The organism is Temperatibacter marinus (assembly GCF_031598375.1).
Lineage (GTDB): Bacteria > Pseudomonadota > Alphaproteobacteria > Sphingomonadales > Kordiimonadaceae > Temperatibacter > Temperatibacter marinus.
In genome coordinates this window covers 76,110-99,649 of sequence record NZ_CP123872.1, presented here as the reverse complement: position 1 = coordinate 99,649, position 23,540 = coordinate 76,110, and the positions used below count along the sequence as shown (strand labels likewise).

General features: G+C 43.6%; 15 protein-coding genes and 1 other RNA gene. 8 read left to right on the top strand and 8 right to left on the bottom strand.

Features of this window, described 5'->3' with window-relative positions:
• The first annotated feature begins 24 nt into the window (after positions 1-24).
• On the top strand, positions 25-216 hold the full coding sequence (locus tag QGN29_RS00495; RefSeq protein WP_310798678.1) for a hypothetical protein: 192 nt from the start codon (positions 25-27) through the stop codon (positions 214-216).
• Between the two features lie 76 nt (positions 217-292).
• On the opposite strand, the gene QGN29_RS00490 is transcribed toward QGN29_RS00495, so the two are convergent.
• The 3 genes from QGN29_RS00490 to QGN29_RS00480 are packed head-to-tail and all read right to left on the bottom strand — an operon-like array spanning position 293 to position 5,463.
• Positions 293-1,213 carry a 50S ribosomal protein L11 methyltransferase gene (locus QGN29_RS00490; RefSeq protein ID WP_310798677.1) on the bottom strand — a complete coding sequence of 307 codons (921 nt, stop codon included), beginning with the start codon at positions 1,211-1,213 and terminating at the stop codon, positions 293-295.
• 18 nt (positions 1,214-1,231) lie between these two features.
• Entirely contained in the window at positions 1,232-3,655 is a 2,424-nt protein-coding gene (locus QGN29_RS00485; protein ID WP_310798676.1) for an ATP-dependent helicase, read from the bottom strand.
• Positions 3,656-3,687: 32 nt separating this feature from the next.
• The gene (locus tag QGN29_RS00480) at positions 3,688-5,463 is read right to left on the bottom strand and encodes a chloride channel protein (protein ID WP_310798675.1); all 1,776 of its coding nucleotides are present in this window, start codon (positions 5,461-5,463) and stop codon (positions 3,688-3,690) included.
• Between the two features lie 150 nt (positions 5,464-5,613).
• Here QGN29_RS00480 and QGN29_RS00475 point away from each other — a divergent pair, with 150 nt between their 5' ends.
• A complete protein-coding gene (locus tag QGN29_RS00475; protein WP_310798674.1) occupies positions 5,614-9,042 on the top strand; it encodes an AsmA family protein in 3,429 nt (1,142 codons plus the stop codon).
• Here the strand turns inward: QGN29_RS00475 and QGN29_RS00470 are convergent.
• Complete coding sequence (locus QGN29_RS00470; protein ID WP_310798673.1) at positions 9,039-9,236, bottom strand: ribbon-helix-helix domain-containing protein; 198 nt, start codon at positions 9,234-9,236, stop codon at positions 9,039-9,041. The genes QGN29_RS00475 and QGN29_RS00470 overlap by 4 nt on opposite strands.
• Positions 9,237-9,425: 189 nt before the next feature.
• Here QGN29_RS00470 and QGN29_RS00465 point away from each other — a divergent pair, with 189 nt between their 5' ends.
• The gene (locus QGN29_RS00465) at positions 9,426-10,328 is read left to right on the top strand and encodes an aldo/keto reductase (protein WP_310798672.1); all 903 of its coding nucleotides are present in this window, start codon (positions 9,426-9,428) and stop codon (positions 10,326-10,328) included.
• 55 nt (positions 10,329-10,383) lie between these two features.
• The gene (locus tag QGN29_RS00460; protein WP_310798671.1) at positions 10,384-14,028 is read left to right on the top strand and encodes a M10 family metallopeptidase C-terminal domain-containing protein; all 3,645 of its coding nucleotides are present in this window, start codon (positions 10,384-10,386) and stop codon (positions 14,026-14,028) included.
• 71 nt (positions 14,029-14,099) lie between these two features.
• Here the strand turns inward: QGN29_RS00460 and QGN29_RS00455 are convergent, their stop codons facing one another.
• Entirely contained in the window at positions 14,100-15,710 is a 1,611-nt protein-coding gene (locus QGN29_RS00455; RefSeq protein ID WP_310798670.1) for a fumarate hydratase, read from the bottom strand.
• A gap of 76 nt (positions 15,711-15,786) precedes the next feature.
• A complete protein-coding gene (locus QGN29_RS00450; RefSeq protein ID WP_310798669.1) occupies positions 15,787-16,308 on the bottom strand; it encodes an SspB family protein in 522 nt (173 codons plus the stop codon).
• Between the two features lie 261 nt (positions 16,309-16,569).
• Here QGN29_RS00450 and QGN29_RS00445 point away from each other — a divergent pair, with 261 nt between their 5' ends.
• Positions 16,570-17,355 (top strand): phytanoyl-CoA dioxygenase family protein, encoded by a 786-nt coding sequence (locus QGN29_RS00445; protein ID WP_375164617.1) that lies wholly within the window; start codon positions 16,570-16,572, stop codon positions 17,353-17,355.
• Here the strand turns inward: QGN29_RS00445 and QGN29_RS00440 are convergent.
• Positions 17,338-18,093: a transporter substrate-binding domain-containing protein gene (locus tag QGN29_RS00440; protein ID WP_310798667.1), complete on the bottom strand. Its 756-nt coding sequence runs from the start codon at positions 18,091-18,093 to the stop codon at positions 17,338-17,340. The two genes, QGN29_RS00445 and QGN29_RS00440, sit on opposite strands and share 18 nt — an antisense overlap.
• A 141-nt stretch (positions 18,094-18,234) precedes the next feature.
• On the opposite strand from QGN29_RS00440, the gene QGN29_RS00435 reads away from it, so the two are divergent.
• Complete coding sequence (locus tag QGN29_RS00435; RefSeq protein ID WP_310798666.1) at positions 18,235-20,319, top strand: hybrid sensor histidine kinase/response regulator; 2,085 nt, start codon at positions 18,235-18,237, stop codon at positions 20,317-20,319.
• Positions 20,320-20,325: 6 nt separating this feature from the next.
• On the opposite strand, the gene ssrA is transcribed toward QGN29_RS00435, so the two are convergent.
• Positions 20,326-20,690, bottom strand: a transfer-messenger RNA (tmRNA) gene (ssrA, locus tag QGN29_RS00430).
• Between the two features lie 134 nt (positions 20,691-20,824).
• On the opposite strand from ssrA, the gene QGN29_RS00425 reads away from it, so the two are divergent.
• Together QGN29_RS00425 and QGN29_RS00420 are read left to right on the top strand one after the other, a co-directional pair.
• Entirely contained in the window at positions 20,825-21,619 is a 795-nt protein-coding gene (locus tag QGN29_RS00425; protein ID WP_310798665.1) for a thymidylate synthase, read from the top strand.
• 53 nt (positions 21,620-21,672) lie between these two features.
• The gene (locus QGN29_RS00420) at positions 21,673-23,529 is read left to right on the top strand and encodes a sensor histidine kinase (RefSeq protein WP_310798664.1); all 1,857 of its coding nucleotides are present in this window, start codon (positions 21,673-21,675) and stop codon (positions 23,527-23,529) included.
• Positions 23,530-23,540 lie beyond the last annotated feature (11 nt).

Here is a 23,540-nt window from a genome sequence, read left to right as displayed (position 1 = left end):
TTTACAACTGGCGAGGAGCTAGACATGAATAACCAAACACAAAACATCAAAGACCTATCAAGCAAAAAAGGTTTCACTTTCTTCGAACTGATGGAATCTGCAGGTCAAATGAAACCGCTTCCTAAAGACGAATTTGACGCCGACGTTCAAGCATTCTTTAGCAAGATTAAGATTTCACGCCCAGCAAACCTAGGCGGTGCTGTAGCTGCAGCATAACGGTATTTCCTAGGGAGTATTCCTTATGGAATATGACTTAGGATTTTTGAAGGCAGGGTTGCTTTCTCCCTCCCCTTTACTTTTTAAGTAAAAGTGCAACCCAATCGGCCTTCTCTTTTCTGCACACTTCCCTAAGTCCTTGCGCGCTATATGCCGCGAGGACATTTTTTTGTTGTTCAATCAGGAGGCCGGATAAAATAACATATCCTTCCTGTGCGGTTACTGCGGCAATATCAGCGGCTAAATCAATTAAGGGCGCAGCGAGAATATTAGCAATAACGAGATTAAAGGGGCCTGCCTTTTCGAAAGAAGGATGGTCTAAGCCTATTGCGACAAGTGTTGATATACCGGCAGTGTTCAAAGGAGTTGAGACAGTATTATTATCAGCCAATGTACGCTCAGTCACTTCAATCGCGATCGGGTCAATGTCGCTGGCTAGTGTTTTTGCTTGAGGCCAAAGACGTTGAGCCGCAAGGGCCAGTAATCCAGTTCCTGTCCCGACGTCTAAAATATGCTCAGGTGCTTGATCAGAGGCCAAGTGATTAATCAACTCTAAGCAACCGCATGTAGTTTCATGATGCCCCGTTCCAAATGCTTGAGAGGCATCCACAAGGAGAGGGATTTTATTATCGGGTATTTTGTCCGAATCGTGACTGCCGTAGACGAAAAATTGTCCTGCAATCACTGGCGCAAGGCCTTTTTGAGTTTCACTGACCCAATCCTTATCTTCTACCTCAGAGATCGTAAAGATGATTTCAGAAAAGCGTGCTCTCTCTTTCAAAGAATCCAGTAATAGGTGATCGACTACCTGTTCAAAATAAATATCAAGTTGCCATGCTTTGCCGTTGTTTATTTCGTAATAGGTGAGAAGGGGTGGTAAAAACCCTTGCTCTTCGCTCAACAGTTCCAAGGCTGTCTCAAGCGCGCCAGCTTGTTCTAGCGTCACGATAGAACTGGCTGTAAAAACAAGAGTCTGTTCTGGGTGTGGTGCGGTCATGCCACGGGCCTTTCTCTTTTATGCAGGTTTTACAAACCGATCAATGATGCGTTTTTCGCCTGCATGATCAAAGTTTACAAGGAGTTTGTCGCCTTCAATATCCTCAATAATTCCCCCTCCGAATTTATCATGGAAAACACGTTCTCCAATTGCATAACGGCTGACGGTTTTTTTCTGGGACGTTTGTTTCTTTTTTGCTCTGATTTGACTGGCGGGTGTTAAGTCTAAGAATTTTTTACCCTCATTGAGTTTTTGAGCGCGCTTCCATCCAGGACCAAATTTATCCCCGTAATCCGAGCGATTGTCCTTTGATTTTGTTTGCCCCCAAACATAAGGAGTCGTTTCTCCTGATCTATTTGTCGCCCCCGAGCTTTGCCAGTCATCCTCTTGCCAGCTGTTCCGCTGAGAATAGGCCTCGTACCCGCTTGATTGCTTAGATCCATAGAGGCCTTGTGCAGCATCCAGTTCAATATGTTCTTCTGGTAGCTCTTCAATGAAGCGACTTGGAACACAATTGGTCCATTGCCCAAAGATTTGACGATTTGCAGCATAGAAAACATAAGCTTGCTCGCGGGCACGTGTGATCCCAACATAGGCAAGGCGTCTCTCTTCTTCTAATCCTTTTAAGCCTGTCTCATCCAAAGACCGCTGACTAGGGAAGACACCTTCTTCCCATCCAGGCAGAAAAACATGTTCAAACTCTAGGCCTTTGGAAGCGTGCAATGTCATGATGGTTACTTTATCTTCTCCTGCCCGCTCATCATTTTCCATCACAAGGCCAATATGCTCAAGGAAGCCGGCGAGACTATCAAATTCCCCCATAGCATTGATGAGTTCTTTTAAATTCTCTAAGCGACCAGGCGCATCAGGGGCCTTGTCATTTTGCCACATTTCAGTGTAGCCACTCTCATCTAAAATTGTCTCGGCTAAGTCAGTATGAGACAGGGTTCGCGAGAGACCGCGCCATCGATCAAAATCATCCATAAGCCTAACGAGGTTTGTTTTCGCTTTGCCTCGGATACGGTCCTTTGACACGGCATGACGGACGGCATAGCTTACACTGGTCCCAAGTTCACGGGCCATCTCATGAACTTTTTGAACACTTGTTTGACCAATGCCTCGTTTCGGAGTGTTAACAATCCTCTCAAAGGCTAAGTCATCATCAGGCTGTGCAACTACACGAAGATAAGCTAAGGCATCTCTAATCTCGGCACGCTCATAAAATCTCGGTCCTCCAATTATTCGATATGGGAGGCCTAAGGTCAGCATACGTTCCTCAAATTCACGAGTTTGAAAGCCTGCTCTGACCAGAATGGCGATCTCGTTTAGGGCCACATGTTTCCGCTGAAGAGACTCTACCTCATCGCCGATTGTGCGTGCTTCTTCTGGAGCATCCCAGACACCGCGCACTTTGATAGGATCGCCGTCCCCGCCTGCGGTCCATAAAGTCTTGCCTAAACGGTTTTCATTGCCAGCAATTAATTTACTTGCGGCAGCTAGAATATGGCCTGTAGATCGATAGTTTTGTTCAAGTCTAACAACCTTTGCTCCTGGAAAATCTTCAGAAAACCTTAAAATATTTCCTACTTCTGCACCTCGCCACCCATAAATGGATTGATCATCATCACCCACACAGCAGATGTTTTTGCTTTTCTGAGCTAACAGTCTTAACCAAAGATATTGAGCAACATTTGTATCTTGATACTCATCGACAAGAAGATAGCGAAATTGACTATGATAGCGAGAGAGGATATCCGGATGGGTTTGAAAGAGGTGAATGTTTAATAAAATTAAATCACCGAAATCAACAGCATTTAGAATTTTGAGGCGTTCTTGATAAAGACTGTAAATCTTACCACCAAGTCCATTTGCAAAAGCAGAGCCTTCACTGCTTGGTAATTTGTCAGCCATGATCGCTTTATTCTTCCAGCGATCAATTAATCCAGCCATTTGACGAGCAGGCCATTTTTTGTCATCGATGCCTTCCGCTTTGATCAATTGCTTGAGAAGACGGATTTGGTCATCTGTGTCTAAGATTGTGAAGTTGGGTTGCAGACCTACAAGTTCTGCATGTCGCCTTAGAATTTTATTACAGATTGAATGAAATGTTCCAAACCAAAGTCCTTCAACGGACTGACCGAGAGCCACAGCAACGCGGTCCTGCATCTCTCGTGCAGCCTTATTTGTGAATGTAACAGATAAAATATTCCAGGGGGCTGCTGTTCTTGTATGAACGATATGAGCTAGCCGTGAAGTCAAGGCTTTCGTTTTGCCGGTTCCTGCACCTGCTAACATCAAAACTGGACCTTCAAGAGTTAACACAGCTTCTTTCTGCGCCTCATTCAGCTCGGTAAGATAAAGAGGTTCTTGGCTGCTCTCTGAGGCCTGAGAAGAAGTTCCAACGGGGCTCAAATCATCCAAATCGAAAGGATCTGTAGGCATTCATATTTCCTTGAGGGGGTTAAGACTATTGTTTATCTATCCTGTCCTTGGCTTTCCAGCAAGGCTTTATTATATTCCTGTATAACATCACTTTGGTGGATAATACCGATAAGAACAGGCGTCTCAATCGTTTCAAGAACGGGCAAAATATTCTCTTGGCTGCCCTCCATTAATTGGAGGGCCAATTCCAGAGGATCATCTCCATAGACAACGACTGGATCATCATCACAAACATCCCCTATAGTTTTGTCTTTTGCTTCTTCAATTTCCGATGAAGACAAGGGAATTTGATTAAAAGAAACCAATCCTTTGAGCAAACCATCCTGCCCTGTAACGATCAATTTTCCACCTTCCTGAGCAATCAAAAGGTCCCGAGCATTCTCAAGGCTATCTGTGTGACGGATTGTGAAAAAATCACGGCTATAATGATCTTTCACTTTTTGGGATTTCAGCACATAACTGGCACGACCGGACTCTAGATGGACACCTTTATTTGCCAACTGCATGAAGAAGAAACTCTTATTATAAAACATGCCTGTAAACATGCTTGCAACACTCGACGCGATCATTACAGCAATGGTCACGCTGTAGTCTCCGGTAATTTCAAAGACAATCAACATCGTAGAAATGGGAGCCCCCAAGACCGAAGAAGCAACAGCGCCCATGCCGACAATGGCGTATACACCGGGATCGCTGGCAGCCACTGGAGAAAGACTAGCAGCAATCAGACCAAATGCACCGCCGGTCATCGCTCCTATGAAGAGAGAAGGAGAAAAAATTCCGCCGCCGAATCGAGTTGCGAGTGTGATAACTGTCGCAATGATTTTTGCCGCTAAGAGAGCAACTAGGAATTTGAGATCGTAGCTTCCCATTAGAGCATTCGATGTGGCCTCATATCCTACGCTGAGAACTTCAGGATATAAAAGGGCAATGGACCCGACCAGAAGGCCGCCAATGGCAGGTTGAATCCAATAGGGTATTATGGTGTCTTGACGCTGCCTTAACTTATCCGCTTTATCCATTGCCATCATAAAACAAATTGCTATGACACTGCATACGATTCCAAGAATAAAGAAGGCAGGAATTTCAGCAAAACTAGATATTGTATAATCGGGCAGACTGAAGGCTGGGAAGTCGCCTAGATGAATCCGACTAATGATGGTGCCAATGATTGCAGAGATGACTATGGGGGTGAAGACATGCAAAGCATAGTGACCAATGATCACTTCTAGGGCAAAGAAGACGCCAGCGATGGGGGCATTAAAGCTCGCGGCAACGGCTGCGGCAACACCACACCCAAGTAAAGTTCTCATAAGGGCAGGTGAAAGATTTAACCAGCGCACTAACCCGCTCGAAAGCGTTGCCCCTAAATGAACGACAGGTCCTTCACGTCCCGCAGAAGCACCGAAACCAAGGCTTGTAATTGTTATGCCTGCAGAAAGCAGGCCTTGCCTGAATGGGATATGGCCATTTTTCAGTGCTACAGCTTCAATGACATGAGGAACGCCGCTGCTGCGCTTTTCTGGAAGAAAACGTAAAAGCTGGCCAATGATTAACCCCCCTAAGACCAGGGCCCCAATGATATGCCACCAGGGCAACTCACGAGCGATCGTTGCTAGGTTTTTTTCACTGCCGCCAAAAACAAAGTGAATGAGATGATCAATACCAAGATAAAAGCCAATTGCCCCGTATCCAGCGACTATTCCTATAAAAGTGGCAAGACCCATGAGGAGCCATTGTTCAGATTGCCCTTTTCCATAGAGGTTTGCTCTGATACGGCGGCTTAATTTTTTGTAGACGTTAACCATAGAGGCGGCTTCTCATCCTTATTTCAATAAGAGCACTTTACTGAAATAACTAAAGGCTGCAAAATATAATTTTGAGACAATGATCTATCTGACTTGAAAAAGCCATATAAATACGATTGTATGACAGGATAAAATAGAGCGGGGCATGATTTGAAAGTTAGAATTAGACATATCATTGGTATGACCATTGTACTCGCAATAGCAGGGGCTTTATTGCTGCCGAGCCTAATCAATTGGAATAGTTACCGAGACGTTATTGAAAATCTTATGCAAGAACAGCTTGGTAGCCGGGTTACATTATCTGGGGATATTCAAGCGACTTTATTGCCTTATCCAAGAATAACGGCCAATGATGTTAAAGTTGAGGTGGTTGGGAATGTGAAGGCTATTGATATGCTTCTTGCGCCTGTCCCCTTATTACAGGGTGACATTATTCCAGTTGATATGACGTTAACCGGTGCAAAAGTATCTGTGCAAGAACAGGAAAACGGGAAATGGACGCTCGGCGATGTTGAAGAAACTGTTGGGGAACAATCTTTTATTAGTCCAGCACTTGGACGCTTGAAAATCTCAAACAGCACCATTAGCTTTGTTACGCTCTCAAATTATGTTCAGCAAATTGCAATCAGGTCTCTTACGTTTGAAGAGAGAGAAGACACCAATAGTAAAACGATCACAGCTCTCATTTTAACAAACGATGTTCCCATAACGCTGGCAGCGAAGTTTCAGCCTGTAGGTACAATGGGCAATATGTCTGCGCGTCTTGAAGCCGGGCTTCCTGGCGGGCGGCTGCTTTTTTCTGGTCGAGTTAACAATCAATTTCACCCCTTATTAGGGCGCATATCCTTTAAAGGAGACCGGCTTGATACGGCAGTGAATAATCTTTTGGATGTCACAGCACAAAGTGCCACTTTAGCCGGGGCATCTGTCCCATTTGATTTTGATTTAAGGGTTGAACAAGAAGCAGATATATTTCGCGCGAAAAGCTTTGCTTTCTCCCTTATTGATACGCCTGGATCAGCTTCTTTTGAGTATTCTGCGAACAAGGGATTGTCTGGACAGGTAAAGTTTGGTGTCATAGATCTCCCCATGCTCAGTGGGTTTTCACTTTCAGTTGAAGAGCAGCTAAATCACGCGCTTAAATCAGTGTCTCTTGATGTCCTTGTGCAAGGCCTTCAAGGAGAAGAAGAAACATTGAAACAGCTTTCGATGCAACTTGTTCTTTCGGGTGACCAGATTGAGATCACTGCCTTTAAAGCTTTATTGCCAGGAGTTACAGATTTATCTTTAGATGGTCATTATCATCTCGTAGATGAAAATTTCAAAGGGAATCTCTCGCTGCAGTCGGCTGATGCCAAATCATTTTTTGGATGGATTGGTGTCGAAGGTATAGAGCAAGTTGAAGCAGGGCGATTAGCCACCTTTGAAATCTATAACACAGCTCTTGAAGTTGCTAAAAATTCTTGGCAGCTCTCGGATGTTAACGGTTTACTTGATGCAACAAAATTTAAGGGGCACGCTTCAGGAGATAGACAAGAAAAAACACTTCAGCATCTTGATATCAGCTTAGACTCGCTTAATTTTGACCCTTACATGACGACCCTTTTTACGGAAAAGATTGGGCTGGAAAAAAGACTCGGTCTTTTACCTCATTCATTCAATTTTAAAACAGACAGATTATATTTTGAAGGGCGCAAGTATGAAAAGGTGAAGGTTATTGCTGAGCGTCAACAATCTCAGATTAAAATCGACCGGTTATCTATGGATATAGAGGGCGAGGGTCAGGTAAGCCTTGCAGGATTAATCGATATCTCCGGAGAGAAGAAAGCGCCTGTGGACGTGCACTTTCAATCCAGCAACCTCAAACCATCCTTCGTAAAAACATATATGCCTCTTGCGCCGTTATTTGGACAGATCTTCATTCCAGGAGCCGATTACACCGGGGAAAATTTATCCTTTTCTGCCTCGTTGACCGGTGATTATGATAAAGCTTCACTAGCACTCAATATATCATCCACAGAAGGCGACCTTACCTTGACAGGGGACGTGATCGGGGGCACTTCCTTTCTTGATTATTCCCTCGAAGGGAAGTGGAAGCAGACTGATATAAGACAGCAATTATCAGGGCTGCGTCTTCAAGGATTGCATGCAGGGGTCGCAGCAAATTTAAGCCTAAATTTGAACAAAAAGGGAGCCGTGGTTTCCGGCGCTGCGGTTGGTCATATTTCTGATGTTCCTGTTGATATCACCTATTCTAAAGAAGCAGATCAGCTCTCAGGGCAATTAAACATAGGGGCCTTTAAACCGACTCAATTCTTTGGCCGTAAATGGGGAGAGGCTTTACCTTTCATAGAGGCCAGTGTCTCATCCCTTTCTACTGATTTTCTATACCAGAACAATACACTATCCATTATGAATTTAAAAGCAGCGGCTGCCTCTTATGAGCTATCTGGTGAAGGCGATGTGATGGTTCCGCAGTCAGGACAGGCTCAGTATAATTTGACATTGAACTTCGATCGATTGGACGTCTATCCTGTCGGGTTTAGCGCTGAGGATGGGGGAGAATTTTCTGCTAAACCTTTCACAGAAATCACCTTGCCATTTTTAAAAGGGTATGCAGCAGTTACTGCTAAAAATGTGAGGCTCTTTGGGCAGAGATTTGATACTCTTTCTTTCAAGGTCGAACAGTCTGTTCAGCATAACCTGACGAAGGCAGAGCTTGCGATTGTTGATTTTAAAGCAGAAAGAGTTGGGTTGGATGATTATGTTGAAGCGACGTTCCTCTATCAAATAAACAAAAAGGAAAGAGCGTTTGACGTCACAGTCAAAGATCCAACATTTGAGACTGTCTCTAGTTTTCAAAATGCCTCACCATTTATCGGGACAACCCTTGACTTGAATGTGTCTTTAAAAGGCAGTGGATCTTCTCCTCATGCTTTAGTTTCAAGCCTTAAAGGGTCTATAAACTTTGCAGCGACACAAGGGGAAGTGTCTGGCTTTGATTTGGGTGCTTTAAGTTGGGCAGCGAGAACAGAGGCAGAGTATGCACAGTATCTTTCAAAGTCTAAACAATGGCATATGTTAGGAAATACTGATTTTGAGCGGTTGAAAACGTCCATGATCGTCGACGGCGGGGTGGCTCTTCTTGAAGAGGCGTCAATAACGGGGGGGTGGGGAACTCTTAGCGGGAGTGGTCAAGTCAACTTAGCTGCATTAACAACAACTATGGCAGGTAAAGTTAAATTTGGGGCGTTGCCCGAAACCGTCACCTTAGAAGGCAGCGCGTCAGGATCTCTTGCAAGGCCTGTAGTCAGGGTGAACAGTCAAATTCTTGACGCTTTTGTTTTGGATCGGGTTCAACAGGACCGTCGAAGTAAAATTCGTGAGGTCCTCTCACAGACTAAAGGTCTTTCTCCCGTGATGATGGTTTTCCAAGCAATCTTGCCCTCCCTAAGGCAAAAACAGAAGATCTATTTAGAAGCAATGAAACAGCAACTAAGAGACGCCCCTGTATCAAAAGAGGATAGTGCGGTCTCAGAAGAGGGTAGCGCGGACCCTGTCGTTGGGAGCGACCATTAGTCGCCGGATATTTCTTTTTCTAATTGTTCTAAGACATAGACGCGCATGGCACCTGACAAGCTTCCTGTTCGGGCCTCGTCCAGCTGTCTAATGAGTTCATTGAGAGAAATCTCTTCTGTTTCTGCGATCCTGCGAAACTGGGCCCAAAACCCACTTTCCAAAGAAATACTTGTTCTATGACCAGAAATGGTCACGGAATGTTTCTCTAGTTTGGTTTTTTTTAGATCAAGCATGAGTTTAGTATGTAAAAAAATACGTAAAATTCAAACATTTCTCGTGCATGTTTTTCAGTATCTTGTATTTTAAATCAAAATGCTAAAGTAATTGCGTTTTGAGAATGCTCGGGGGAGCGCTCTTTAAGAGTAGTATGAAGAGGAATAGGCATGAGCCAAGTATATTTGCCGGGTATAGAACTCGGTGCAGGGCCCTTAGCTTTTGGGTTTTGGCGTTTCGCAGGATCAACTGTAAAAATAGCTCAAGAAAAAATAGAAACTGCTTTAGATGTGGGTATCACCCTAATGGATAATGCAGACGTCTATGGCTACGATGGTACCCAAGGATTTGGTGATGCTGAAACATTACAAGGCGATGTTCTAAGAGGGAGCCCTGCACTACGCGACCAGATGATTGTAGCAACAAAAGGGGGTGTCTATCTTCCGGGACCTTATCGAAGCGAAAAAGGCTATCTGATCGAGGCATGTGAAAGATCCCTGACACGTTTAGGCGTTGATGTGATTGACCTTTATCAAATTCATCGGCCCGATTTACAGACCCCATGGCAAGACGTTGCAGAGGCATTAAACACCCTATATGAGCAAGGTAAGATTAAAGCAGCGGGTGTGTCCAATTATAGTGCCGACCAGATGCGCGCTCTAAAATCATGGTTAAAAATTCCTTTAGTTTCCGTGCAGCCAGAAGTGTCTCCTGCTAATATGGATGCCTTCTTTAATGGGGTAACAGATTTTGCTCAAGAAATTGATGCCGCAGTATTAGCTTGGTCTCCTTTAGGGGGCGGTGCGCTTACCTCTGCTGATGCTGCAGAAGAATCAGGTGAAAAAGCAGTGCGCGTTTTTAAGATCTTACAATCGATAGCTGAGCGTGAAAATGTTGAGGCTTGGCATGTGGCTCTGAAATTTCTCATGATGCATGGATCTAAGATGATTCCAATTTTGGGAACCCAATCTCCAAAACGCATAAGAGAGTCAGTTCGTTCAGTTTCGGTACATATAAATCGGGTAGAATGGTATGAAATAGTAGAAGCATGGTCGGGCGAAGCCATGCCTTAAGGAAATATACAGAGAGCTTTCACATCAATCATGGTCCCAACTCTAGGAAGTCTTAATGTCAATCAATAGATCTATACATTCTTATTTTCACCAGTTTAAAGTCAAAAAGTCGTCTAAGAAAAACTTACTTTCTCTTTTGCCAGCAACGTTTCTAGCAGCATGTGGTAGTGGAAGTGGGTCGACACCTGTCAATACTGACACAGGTGTTGATCCAGCCCCGCCACCAGTTGAACCAGATTTTACTGAAGATCCCGTCGGTACGTTTACTGCAAGAGACAGCAGTGACGGTCTCGTACTCTCTCAAGAATCTAGCACAACTGTCTTGACGGTATTGGGAAGAGAAGGGGCGGATCAAATTACCACAGGATCAGCTTCGGATATCATTCGCGGTGAAGGCGGAGATGATGTGATCACGTCCGGAGCTGGCTCAGATCTTATCTTGCCTGGGTCTGGCGCTGATACTGTTAATGCTGGATCTGGCAATGATGTGATTGTTCTTATAGGGGTAACATCTGCGGACCAGTACGGTCAGGAGTCTATCACGTCCCCAAGTGGGCAATCGACAGACCTTTCAAGCTTACTTGACTTGAGTGACTTAAACGATCAGGCAACATCTGATGCTGTTTCCGGTGAGGCTATAAGCGGAGAAAGCGGTACTGACACTCTCGTCATTTACGGAGAGGTGGATATAACATCCATCGCCTTGGAAAGCCTTGAAACACTTTGGCTGAACTCAGCGGTCACTCTTACTGATAGTCAGTTCGAAGGGTTTTCTAGACTGGCGGGTGATGGTACCTCTTCCCTTGTAGTGATGACACAGACAGGCGGAACGTTTGACCTTTCTGAGAAGACAATCACCGATGTAGAAAGCCTGAGCTTTTCAGAGGCAGTGACGCTGAATTTGACCGATGATAGTGATGTATCAGGCATTAGCTCTATCTCCAGCGAAGGAGGTATTTCAATCTCTATCGGGCAGGGAACAATGGCATTAGAGACCATCATCACTCGTATTGATGACTTGGATGTGATTACGCTGTCTGAGGAAGCAGTCTTAGACCTTTCGGGTATTACGACAGAAAACTTAGATCAAGAATTTATCATTAACGGAGCGGGGCAGCTGGTTTTCACTTCAACCCAATTAGCTGACCCAGAAAGCCTTGCAGGGTTAATCGTTGACCCTGATATGACCTTTGTGGATGAGAATGGAAATTCAATTGACCCTACTATAGCAGGCGTTGATGTGATCATGACAATTCCTGCAGGCAGTGATGAGCTTCCAATAGCGAGTGTCTCTTCAGTTGTTGTTCAGGAATCGGCTGAGACATCTTCTGTGGTGATTAGTCTCTCTGCCCGCTACTCAGAAACGGCTACAGTCGCTTACCGCCTCAGTGATGGCACCGAAGGCTCTGTTACTTTTGCCCCCAATGAATATGAAAAGTCGCTCACCTTTAATTGGCTTGACGATTCAGAGGTAGAAGCAAGTTTCGCTTTTGAAATTACCTTGACTGAACAGTCAACAATCCCTGTTTCTTCTGACGCTGGAGGCGTAGTGGTCCTTGATGATGATAGCTCAAGTCTTGATGTTTCAGATTCTCGACTTGCTGCGACTGTCGTGTCAGCATCCGAAGATATTGCCAGTGTGATCTCTGTAGCAGGGGATGAAGATTGGTTCAAAGTAGATTTAAGCGCAGGACAATACTCTATTAAACTGTCAGGCGACCTTGTTGATGCCGCAACTAAAGGCGACATTCTGCTCTTTTTATCGGACGCAGATGGAAATGAAATTTCATCGGGGGATTTGAGTGCAAACGGTCTCCTTTCCATTAATGCAACCGTCGAGTCAGCCGGGACCTATTATCTCAGAACAGTGGGAACAGAGACAGCAGTTGGTGACTATACAATTTCCATCGGGACTGTGACATCTCTTCAGTCCGCTTCAGAAGGAGCTCTTGACCTTCCTGAATCAGTAGACACAACGGGTTCAATAGCAGTGGGAGAAACTGTGACTGGGACTATCGCCTCATCTGCTGATGAGGATTGGTACGGTGTTTTTCTAGAAGCAGGATCAATTTATCAGGTTGATATGACAGGCGAAGCAAGCGGCGGGGGCAGTCTTGTAGACCCCTATGTGCGAGCAGTCTATGATTCTGACGGCAATGCTCTGCCCACAGTCTATAATGATGACGGCGGATTTAGCCCTGATGGTTCCAGTGGAGATTATGAGGTGAGTTTTCTCTTCCAACCGACAGAGAGCGGCATTTATTATATTTCCGCAGGGGGCTGGGCCTCTGGCACATATTCTCTCTCGGTGGATGATGTGTCGAATGACTTTGACACAGACCTACCTTTAGGGCCTACGAATAAAGAGTCTATTCCTTATGTGGATTCCATCGGGCGATCAGGAGATGATCGGGTTGATAGTTTGTTATACGGGACACGCTATCAACAAGACCAAGATGGAACACAAACAACTTTAACATGGTCTTTCAGCTCTGAAGGCAATTTTTCAAGGCGCTCTGGTGGCTACAGTGGCAGTGACTCCCCTGATGAAGGAGGGGATGAGCCCGATGTTAATTTTTCAGAATTAACAACGGCACAAAAAGCGATCTTCCTTGATATAATTGATATGGTTGAAAATTATACTAATATTGATTTTGTTCAAGTGGCAGATATCGCTTCTACAGAAACAAGTCCAGGTTCTGCTGGGGATATTCGAATTGGCTGGTCTGGTAAAACAGGAACAGATGCCGCAGCATGGGCCTATTTACCTAATGGGTGGCTTTATGACGGGGATATCTGGCTCTTCTCGGAAAACCTGAGTTCTGATCCAGAGAGACCGTATTTAGGCTTTGTAATGTTGCACGAACTTGGACATGCATTGGGCTTGAAACACTCCTTCGAAGAGGAAGGCGCTGGGATCGCTATTGATCCAAATTTCGACAGTGTTGAATATACAGTGATGTCCTACACAGATTCCGTTGAATTTGGTTCGCGAGCAGTCGCAGATTTATATCCTACGACGCTTATGTATTATGATATTCTTGCGCTTCAATATATTTATGGTGAATCAGAGGTTAATCCCGAGAATACCACGTATACCTTTGATGGCACCGAGCAGTATTATATGACTTTATGGGATACTGGTGGTGTGGATACCATTGATTTCGTGAATCAACTGAGCGGCGTTAATATTGATCTTTCTGGAAGCCAGTGGTCCGACGTGAATACAACTGTTAACTATTATCAGTTTGGTGATTTTGTTGGAAATAAAACCGCTACCCTTTTTATCCCTGAAGAAGTTGATATCGAAAATGTGATCGGTACAGATGAGGATGACCGTATTAAAGGTGGTGATCAAGATAATGTTCTAGAGGGTCAGGGCGGTGCAGATATGCTTGCTGGGGGGGCTGGTCAAGATAGCCTCACAGGAGGGACAGGCGGCGATACCTTCATTACAGCTTTGGGTGAGGGTGTCAGTGAGAAAGGGGATGCTGATTTAGTTTTTGATTTCACCGACGGTGAAGATTTAATTGGGTTGATTGATTTAACCTATGAGGATCTTACCCTCGAGTCTGACGACGGCGATACTCTTATTAAAGATGATAATGGACAGATTTTATTTATCTTAGATGATGTCGACTCTAGCCAGCTCGATAGTAATGATTTTGTTGTGCTTCAAACAGACTGGTATGAAAACTAACTCTCGTGAAAAACAAAAAAAAAGGAGGGCATGCCTCCTTTTTTAGTCTAACTATTTGTGTAAAAGTTATCTTACAAGGCTTTAAAAAAGTCATTGCCTTTGTCATCAACGACGATAAAAGCGGGGAAATCTTCCACATCGATTTTCCAGACAGCTTCCATTCCGAAATCTTCGAAGTCGTGAACTTCAACCTTCTTAATATTGTTTTGAGCAAGAATGGCTGCAGGCCCACCTATAGATCCCAGATAGAATCCACCATATTCGTTGCAGGCGTCGGTCACTTGTTTGCTTCTATTACCCTTGGCAAGGGAAATCATGCTGCCGCCAAGTTTTTGGAATGGGCCCACATAACTATCCATGCGGCCTGCTGTTGTAGGTCCAAAGGATCCTGAGGCATACCCATCAGGTGTCTTTGCTGGTCCAGCATAGTAAATAATATGATTTTTGAAATATTCTGGCATCTCAGCGCCGTCTTCAATCATCTTTTGAATTTTAGCATGGGCTAAATCTCGTGCAACAATGATGGTGCCACTTAAACTCAGGCGCGTTTTAATAGGATACTCTGTCAATTGTGCTCTAATCTCATCCATTGAACGATTGAGATCAACCTTCACAACTTCTGTCGACAGAGCGTCTTCTTCAATCTCAGGCATGTAGGTTGCGGGGTCTGTTTCAAGGGCTTCTATGAATATTCCTTCCTCGGTGATTTTGGCTTTTGCCTGACGATCTGCTGAGCAAGAAACTGCGATACCCACAGGCAAGGATGCTCCATGTCTGGGTAGGCGGACTACGCGCACATCGTGGCAAAAATATTTCCCGCCAAACTGAGCGCCAAGCCCCATACCTTGAGTCATTTTATGGATTTTCTCTTCCATTTCTATATCACGGAAGGCTCGCCCTGATCGATCACCTTGGGTTGGAAGGGCGTCTAGGTCTCTAGCCGAGGCCTTCTTGGCTGTCGCTAAATTAAGCTCAGCAGACAATCCACCAATCACAACTGCTAAATGATAGGGGGGGCAGGCCGCAGTCCCTAGTGATTGAATTTTTTCGTCTAAAAATTCAAGAAGCTTATCTTCTCTAAGCATTGCAGGAGTGAGTTGGTAGAGGAAGGTTTTATTAGCAGAACCGCCTCCCTTTGCCATGAATAAGAAATTATATTCATTTCCTTTGTCTGTATAAAGGTCAAGCTGTACAGGGGCGTTGTTCCGCGTATTCACTTCTTCAAACATGGATAAGGGAGCCAGTTGAGAATATCTAAGGTTGGTACCTGTATAGGTATCTACCACCCCTTGCGAAAGAGGTGAACCATCATCCCCGTCAGTCCACACATATTGGCCCTTTTTTCCGACAACAATTGCAGTGCCCGTATCTTGACAACTTGGTAAGACACGACCAGCAGCAATATTTGCGTTTTTTAATAGTTCTTTTGCAACAAAGCGGTCGTTATCAGATGCTTCGGGGTCTTCAAGAATGCTCGCCAACTGCTCTAAGTGAGACGCTCTGAGAAGGTGAGCAATATCGCCCATGGCAACTTTTGATAGAAGGCGCAGTCCTTCATTTTCAACTTTTAGGATCTTTTTGCCGTCTACTTCGATCGTGGAGACATAGTCAGACGTAATCTTACGATATTCTGTCTTATCTTCACCTAATTGAAAAAGTTTACTATATGTAAAGTCACTCATCGGATTAAACCCCTTGTTATCCTAAATGATAAAGATAGTTCACTCTTGAAATGAGTGAGTTTGTCTGAGATAAATTCTATTTTTTGCGACTGAAATCTAAAGTCACAACATTATCACCGCCTTTGTCTTCACCGGCGGGTGAATTATCGTCTGCAGCGGATGCCTGAACCTTAGCCTCTTCAGCGGCAATGATTGCTTCTGCTTCTTCGAGGGTTTCAGCATCCATCAATCCGTCATGGTCCTCATCCTCTAGATTATCATGAAATTGCAGGGCAAATTGAACACTCGGATCCATGAAAGCTGTGATGGCAACAAATGGAATATAAAGCATTTCGGGCGCACGATTAAAATATAAGCCGACTTCTAGTCGTTCGTCAGTCACTTTTAGTCCCCAGAATTTATGCTGAATGACGATTGTCATCTCTTCTGGATATTCCGTAGTAAGATGGTCAGGAATTTCAACGCCTTCTTGTTGCGTCTTGAAGGTGATGTAAAAATGATGATCTCCATCAAGGCCGTCTTTAACCACGTCGCTCATTACGCTCTTTACCACATCGCGCAGGGCGGTTTGGACCTTGCCATCATAGTCAATATGCATAATATTAGTGCTTCCTACAGTGCCGAATTTATCATTTCCTATGGAAGGTATAATATGCATTTCTGGAAAGTTGAAGAGAATTATCATTTTTTTTGATTTTGGTCTGTCAGGGCCACAATTTGAAAAAATTAAAAGTAGATAGGCGTGTTATCCATGAAGCAATCTTTCAGATTTAAAGCATCCGAATTTCAATCACCCTCTCAAGAGATGGAGGAGGCATACAAAAAAAATGGCGTTTTAGTGTTAGAGGATTTTTTTAGTGTGGGAGAATGTAAAAATTTAATGGATAGAATGGAGAGCATTATTGAAGAGACAGATCCGGCTTCTATTGATTCTATTTTTTCAACCATAGACCGGAATCAAGTGAGTGATCAATATTTGTTGCAGTCCGCAGATAAAATTTCACTCTTCTTGGAAGAAGAGGCCGTTGATGAAAAAGGAAATCTTGTGGTGCCTCTTAATAAAGCTGTTAACAAAGTTGGCCATGCTCTTCACGATAAAGATCAAGTTTTTTCCACCTTCTCTCGACAAGGGAAGCTAGAAAGTCTTCTCTCTGGATTGGGCATGAGGGCTCCTGTTCTGATGCAGAGCATGTATATTTGCAAGCAGCCAAATATTGGAGGAGAAGTAACATGCCACCAAGATGCGCCCTTTTTGTGGACCACGCCCCAGTCTGTAATAGGAATCTGGGTGGCCCTTGAAGATGCCACTTTAGAAAATGGATGTCTTTGGGGGATACCTGCAGTCCATACGGAGACTCTGCCTCGCTCACGTTATTGGGTCAAAGCAGGGCAGACACACTTTGATGTGCTGGATGATAGAGACTGGCCTGAAGACAAAAAAGTGCCGCTCGCGGTCAAGGCTGGGTCTGTGGTTGTGTTGCATGGACAGTTTCCGCATCTCTCTGGCGCGAATAGATCAAATCGCTCACGCCATGCTTATGCCATTCATTATGTGGATGCTTGTACTGAATATGCTCAAGAAAACTGGCTGCAGAGATCCGCTCAAGATCCTGCAACGGGCTTCTCTTTAGCGAAAGAGCTCTAGCGGCTTATTCATTAAGTCATGTGCGTGCTCAAGTACCTTCGTCTCTCGAGCAAGAGTATAACATTCGTTAAATTTATCGCGCATGGCTTTCTTTTTGAAAATCATAACATCTCCGTAAACCGGCAAAATATTATGAAAGCGCATTTCAGGCCAAGTTTCAGATCCATATGTGCCTTTGGATCGATTGATCTGTTTTGAGTATTCTTTTATGAAGATCAACGGGTCGGTAACATAAACGTCCGCATCATTCATCACCAAACTTTTATAAGCCATGTTGCTCGTGGTGATCTCAAGATATTTCTTAAAGTGCGCATAATTCATAGCCAGACGTGGAAACATGTTTGACGCTCCTGTGAAGGCCATGACACGCTTGTTCTTCAAATCATCAAATGTAGCAATGTCCATGTCTTTTGACGTGAGCGAGATTACGCCGTTTTGAGAGTGGATATAGGGTTGTGTTGTAAAACCAGCTAGCCCAGCATTATCCCATACGATGGCTGCAGCGTCATAATCGTCTGAGTTTTCATATTCTTGCCAGTGCTGCGGCCACGAAAATTGAGTTGTTGAATAAGAGAGAGAACAGGCCTTAAATATAGCTTCCAAGATAAGATCACTACGACCTTTCTTATCTTCTTCAAAATGATCTCCCATGATGGGGACGGCAATTCTTATATCTTGCGCCTCCAGAGAAGAGGTAACAAGCGTAAGAGCAATAAGGCTACAAATAGGTTTGAACACGATAGATCTCCATCTTTCATTTGACTATACGCTTTTTACTACTTTTTGACTATGAGATATTTGATCAGGCGTTTTTTTGATTGAAAGCCAATGGATTGAACTTATAGTATGCGGTAAGTACCCTTAATGTTAGGATAAACGTTGTTAAATAATATCTCACTGCGGATTTTTTTGCCCTTTGGCTTTATCCTTGTCGCTGTCATTGTCTTGGCTAGTTACTATTTTGTGGCTCTTCCGATTGGATATGAAGAAGCCATCCGTAATGCAGAAGTGAGTTTCTCAAGAAAATTAACAACGGTTCAGGGACGCTATATTAATCTCTTGAGTACTGACAATGTGGGCGCTGTCAATCAAGACTTGGTTATGGCGGCTCAAGATGACTTTGAATCTATTAAAAACATCTTGATTGTCGACGCTAATAACGTTGTGAAATATTCATCTGAGACTTTCCTCGTGGGACTTGGGATTAATGAATTACCGTTCCAAGTTGATGAGAGGCAAAATTTACGCGCTAGAAATACGGGGCTTGTTTATTTTGAAAGAGAGCCAGGAACTTCGAACTTAGTGGGATATGCAGGGCTGAAATATTTCAATTCAGAAGGGCCTCATACGAATACAATAATTTTGTTATTAAATACAGAGGCTTCTGCAGAGCAGAGCTTAGCAGTGACTTTTTCTACACTGATGATTGTGTTTGCAAGCCTTGTTTTCTTTGGGCTGCTATATATGGTCCTCATGCACTATAAAATCCATGAACGCGTGCACACACTTTTATCTATGGCTCGTGAAATCGGCAAGTCTACCCATACGGGGAATCGGTCTGTTTCTGGCAGTGATGAATTGGCTCTGATTAGTAAAGAACTGGAGCATATGGCCTCCATGCTTGCTTTGCGGGAGGGGCACTTGCAGGCTATGCGGTATCAAGCGGAGCAGGTTAGTGAGAATAAATCCAATTTTTTAAGTACGATGAGTCATGAAATTCGGACGCCTCTGACAGGTCTAATTGGGTTTTTGGAACTTGCCAGAGATAAATTTGGTCACTCTGACGATGAAAACTATTTAGGTATTTCTCTTCAGTCGGCTGAATCTCTTTTAACCTTGGTTAATGAGATTTTAGATTTATCCCGCCTTGAAAACAATAAGACAACGTTAGAGATATCAGATTATAACTGTTACGCCTTTTTAAATGATGTCCTAAATGCTCACAAAGCGATTGCCAATCAAAAGGAACTCTATATCCATCTCGATTTTGTAGGAGATAAAGAGACGATTTTGAAATTTGATCGGAAGTTATTCTCTCAAATTTTGATGAATTTAATAAATAATGCAATTAAGTTTACCAAGTCAGGCGGGATTACTATTCAGGCCATTGTTGTGCCCCAGGGAAATGAAACAGTTAGTTTGAATGTTAAGATCAAAGACACAGGTATTGGCATACCGGATGATCAAATCAGTCGCTTGTTTAGGCGATATGAGCAAATTGATGAGGCTCAGCGAGACGCCTCTCATGCGGGAACTGGCCTTGGCCTCGCCATTGTCAAAGAAATTAGTCGCCTGATGAAAATCCATGTGAATGTCGAGAGCGAAGTGGGCGAGGGGACCACATTCGACCTTTCTATGCGTTTACCCCTCGGTCATGCCGAGAATGTTACGTCCATTACAGCGCAGACAAAATCGTTACAGGCCACTCAAGATCATTATCATGCGACAGTGATGATTGTGGATGATAATAAGATTAATCGGCTCCTCATGGGCAAATTAGTTGGTCAGAGAGTATCAGATTATTTTGAACTTGAAACAGGTTTGCTTGCACTCGATTATATGGAGGAAGTTCTTAAGGGCAAAGAAAAGCCTGTGGATCTAATCCTAATGGATATTAATATGCCAGGCATGAACGGTGATGAAGCGCAAGGGAAAATTCGAGAACTTTCTCATGAGTTTGAAAGTTTACCAATCATTGCTATCACGGCAAATACAATTAAAGGCGCACGGGAATCTTTCCTTCAAAAAGGCATGAGTGACTTCATTTCTAAGCCCATTAATAATGAAGAATTGTATAAAGTATTAGATAAGCATTTAATCGCTAAAAAGACTCTTGAGTCCCCTCATGGGAGTCCTAAAACTTCTCATGGAGAAGCCTCAAATATGGAGGCTGCTCAGAAGAAAACACCCCCTAAAGAAGGTGACTCTGTGGCGGCAATGGAGTCGTTGCTCGACAAATTGTAGTTAAAATATGGTCCGTTCTGTTGCTAGGTGGACCAGCCCCCACCTGACCTGTCGAGGGTCAGGAATTTAATAAATGTTGTTCACATTCACCGCATTACGCAGCTACTGCAAACTCGACGTCATTGTCGTTAGCATTTATGTAAAATTGGTCCATTACAGCGGTACCATCCTGAGCGAAAGACTAACACTTTTCGTTACACGTCGATCCTATTTCGCCCCCAATAATAAACACTCTATTTAGAGAGCGCTTATTGGTGGAGGCGCCGGGTACCGCCCCCGGGTCCGCAATAGTTACTCACTGCGTCCTTTATCGCCATAGTCAGCAAGCTGACAGCCTCTATATAAGCCCGATGAGGAATATTTTAAAGTCTTTTGTCAATTTAAGTTTCAAGAAGAGTAAGCTCGGGAATATTAAAATTTTTAAAGAGTCTCAAAAAAGGCTGGCCAGTGGGGGCCTATTCTGTTTTTATGCCTGTTAAATTCAGTAGAGACTTAGGAGTTCGTCATGCAGCAATATCTTGACCTTTTGCGCCGCATTCGGGAAGAGGGAACCTTTAAAAGCGACCGTACAGGTACAGGCACATACTCTGTGTTTGGTCATCAGATGCGCTTTGATTTAAACCAAGGTTTCCCTCTCGTTACTACTAAAAAATTACACTTGCGTTCGATCATTCATGAATTGCTTTGGTTTATGGCAGGGGATACAAATATAAAATATTTAAAAGATAATGGCGTGAGTATCTGGGATGACTGGGCGGATGAAAAAGGCGACTTAGGTCCTGTCTATGGCTATCAGTGGCGCAGCTGGCCTGCTGGAGATGGCACCACCATCGATCAACTGGCTAACCTTATTGATCAAATTAAAAATACTCCAGATAGTCGACGACTCATTATTTCTGCATGGAATGTGGCAGACGTAGACAGTATGGCTTTGCCTCCTTGTCATTGTCTTTTTCAGTTTTATGTAGCTGATGGTAAACTGAGTTGTCAGCTCTATCAGAGAAGTGCGGATGTCTTTTTGGGGGTGCCCTTCAATATTGCAAGCTATGCCCTCTTGACCCATATGATGGCACAAGCTTGTGGCCTTCAAGTGGGTGATTTCGTTCACACATTAGGAGATGCCCACCTCTACAGCAATCATATTGAGCAAGCAGATCTACAGTTAACGCGAGACCCCTTTGCGCTGCCAACCTTGCATCTCAATCCAGAGGTTGATGATTTGTTTGATTTTACATATGATGATATCCGAATAGAGGGGTATGAAAGTCATCCGCATATTAAAGCACCTGTTGCAGTCTGATCGAGACATGGATTTAGGTGACAGGTAAAGACTTTCAGAAATAGACGGATTACATGAGAAATTATGCAGGAATATATAGAGCGACAATCATTTGCCTTCTGGGGTTTGGTTTTTGTTGGTACATGATTTCTGCATCGATTCAGAATGAAAAAGAAAAGGTTCAAGATGTTTTTGAGCATGATGCCAGCTTGCTCATCGATCGTGTTCAACTCCGTTTCCAGGATGTTATAAATAATACCGTCAGGCTGGGCATAATAAGCCAATCTCTCAACACCATAGATCAAAAGAAATATGCCGAATTCATGATGCCAAGCAATACGGGGGCCTCTTTGAAGCGAAGTTTGCTTGTAAAAGGGCGTCGGTTGTCAGGGGCTGCAGTTGAAGCATTCTTAGACAGGCAAGATAGTCCAGATGCTAAGAATTTTGTTAAAGTTCTTCAAGGGAATGCTTTGGTCCAAGATACAGCTTTTAGTGAATCAAAAGAATATTTTCTTGTGGAATCCCAAATCGCTAACAACTTAAAGTGGGGAAATTTGGTCAATTTTGATATGGGGTCGATTGAGGAATTACGCCCCTATTTGGTTGCCTTAGAAGTGAATAATAGTGCAAAAGTTTTACCTATTTTAAACTCCTTTGGAGGGTTTGAGTTCAAGAAACATGCATATATTGTGCTTGTACCCGCCAGATCTAAAAATGGTGATGTAGCGTTTGTAGGAAATTTAGTTTTTCTTGAAGATATATTGAATTCACTTTTTTCTATAGAAGCTTTTAGCGATCTCATTTTGGAAATTGATGATCTATATCTGGGGGCCAATGACAATAAAACAGATTTCTTAACTGCAACAGATTTACCCGAATCAGCTTTGGAATATGTTGGTTCTATGCAGGTTGGCGAGCAACATTGGCGTTTAGTCGTTAAGCCGAAAGCATCAGCATACCAGTCGGATTATAACAGTGTCATGACCACGGCGACCATGTCGATCGTACTGGTAGCCCTCTTTCTCACAATTCTGATTATGCAAAATAGAAGGACGGCGCGAATTCAAGGAATGATTAGCCGGCGAACGGAAGCGCTCCGTTTAGCCCATGAAGAATTGGAAAGTAGAAACTCTAAGCTCCAGCACTTAAATAATGAATTGGCACTTGCAAAGTATAATGCTGAAGAGTCGAACAAGGCGAAATCGGAATTTTTAGCCACAATGTCTCATGAATTGCGAACACCGCTCAACTCTGTATTAGGCTTTGCTGAGATTATTAAGTCAGAAAGTTTAGGGTCTATAACCGAACCCCGCTATATTGATTATGCGGATAATATTCATCAAAGTGGCAGTCACTTGTTAGCTATGATTAACGACATTCTTGATTTAGCCAAGTTGGAGGCTGGAAAGCTTACCATTTCACCGACAAATGTTATGCTTGATATCATGTTTAAAAAGGTGGTCGCCCTTATTCAACCGCTTGCTGATGAGAAAAATTTAGAGCTTTCTTTGTCACTTGATCCTAATCTGCCACGCGATATTTTTGCCGATGACAATCGGATTAGACAGATATTGATCAATCTTCTTTCCAATGCAGTAAAATTTACGCCAGCAGGTAAGATTGTTGTGGAAGCTATCTTACTTGATGATTATATGAAGCAACCTTACTGGCAAATTAAAGTTCAAGATACAGGCATTGGCATTCCGGCAGAAAGTATCGATGCTCTCTTCCAACGCTTTTCTCAGGTTGACCACGGTGTTGCCCGTGAATTTGGGGGGACAGGTCTGGGCCTTGCCATCTGCCAAGAACTTGTGACTCGGATGAAAGGGCGTATTACAGTAGAAAGTGAAGTCAATATTGGCACTACTTTCATGGTAACCTTACCGCTGAGCGAAGCTCAAGATGAAGATGATAATTCTGATTTACTCTAATATATTTTAGG

Bases quoted from the DNA above. Each gene is read 5' to 3' on its own strand.
- QGN29_RS00495 (WP_310798678.1), top strand. From the start codon at position 25: ATGAATAACCAAACACAAAACATCAAAGACCTATCAAGCAAAAAAGGT.
- QGN29_RS00490 (WP_310798677.1), bottom strand. From the start codon at position 1,213: ATGACCGCACCACACCCAGAACAGACTCTTGTTTTTACAGCCAGTTCT.
- QGN29_RS00485 (WP_310798676.1), bottom strand. From the start codon at position 3,655: ATGCCTACAGATCCTTTCGATTTGGATGATTTGAGCCCCGTTGGAACT.
- QGN29_RS00480 (WP_310798675.1), bottom strand. From the start codon at position 5,463: ATGGTTAACGTCTACAAAAAATTAAGCCGCCGTATCAGAGCAAACCTC.
- QGN29_RS00465 (WP_310798672.1), top strand. From the start codon at position 9,426: ATGAGCCAAGTATATTTGCCGGGTATAGAACTCGGTGCAGGGCCCTTA.
- QGN29_RS00460 (WP_310798671.1), top strand. From the start codon at position 10,384: ATGTCAATCAATAGATCTATACATTCTTATTTTCACCAGTTTAAAGTC.
- QGN29_RS00455 (WP_310798670.1), bottom strand. From the start codon at position 15,710: ATGAGTGACTTTACATATAGTAAACTTTTTCAATTAGGTGAAGATAAG.
- QGN29_RS00450 (WP_310798669.1), bottom strand. From the start codon at position 16,308: ATGCATATTGACTATGATGGCAAGGTCCAAACCGCCCTGCGCGATGTG.
- QGN29_RS00425 (WP_310798665.1), top strand. From the start codon at position 20,825: ATGCAGCAATATCTTGACCTTTTGCGCCGCATTCGGGAAGAGGGAACC.
- QGN29_RS00420 (WP_310798664.1), top strand. From the start codon at position 21,673: ATGAGAAATTATGCAGGAATATATAGAGCGACAATCATTTGCCTTCTG.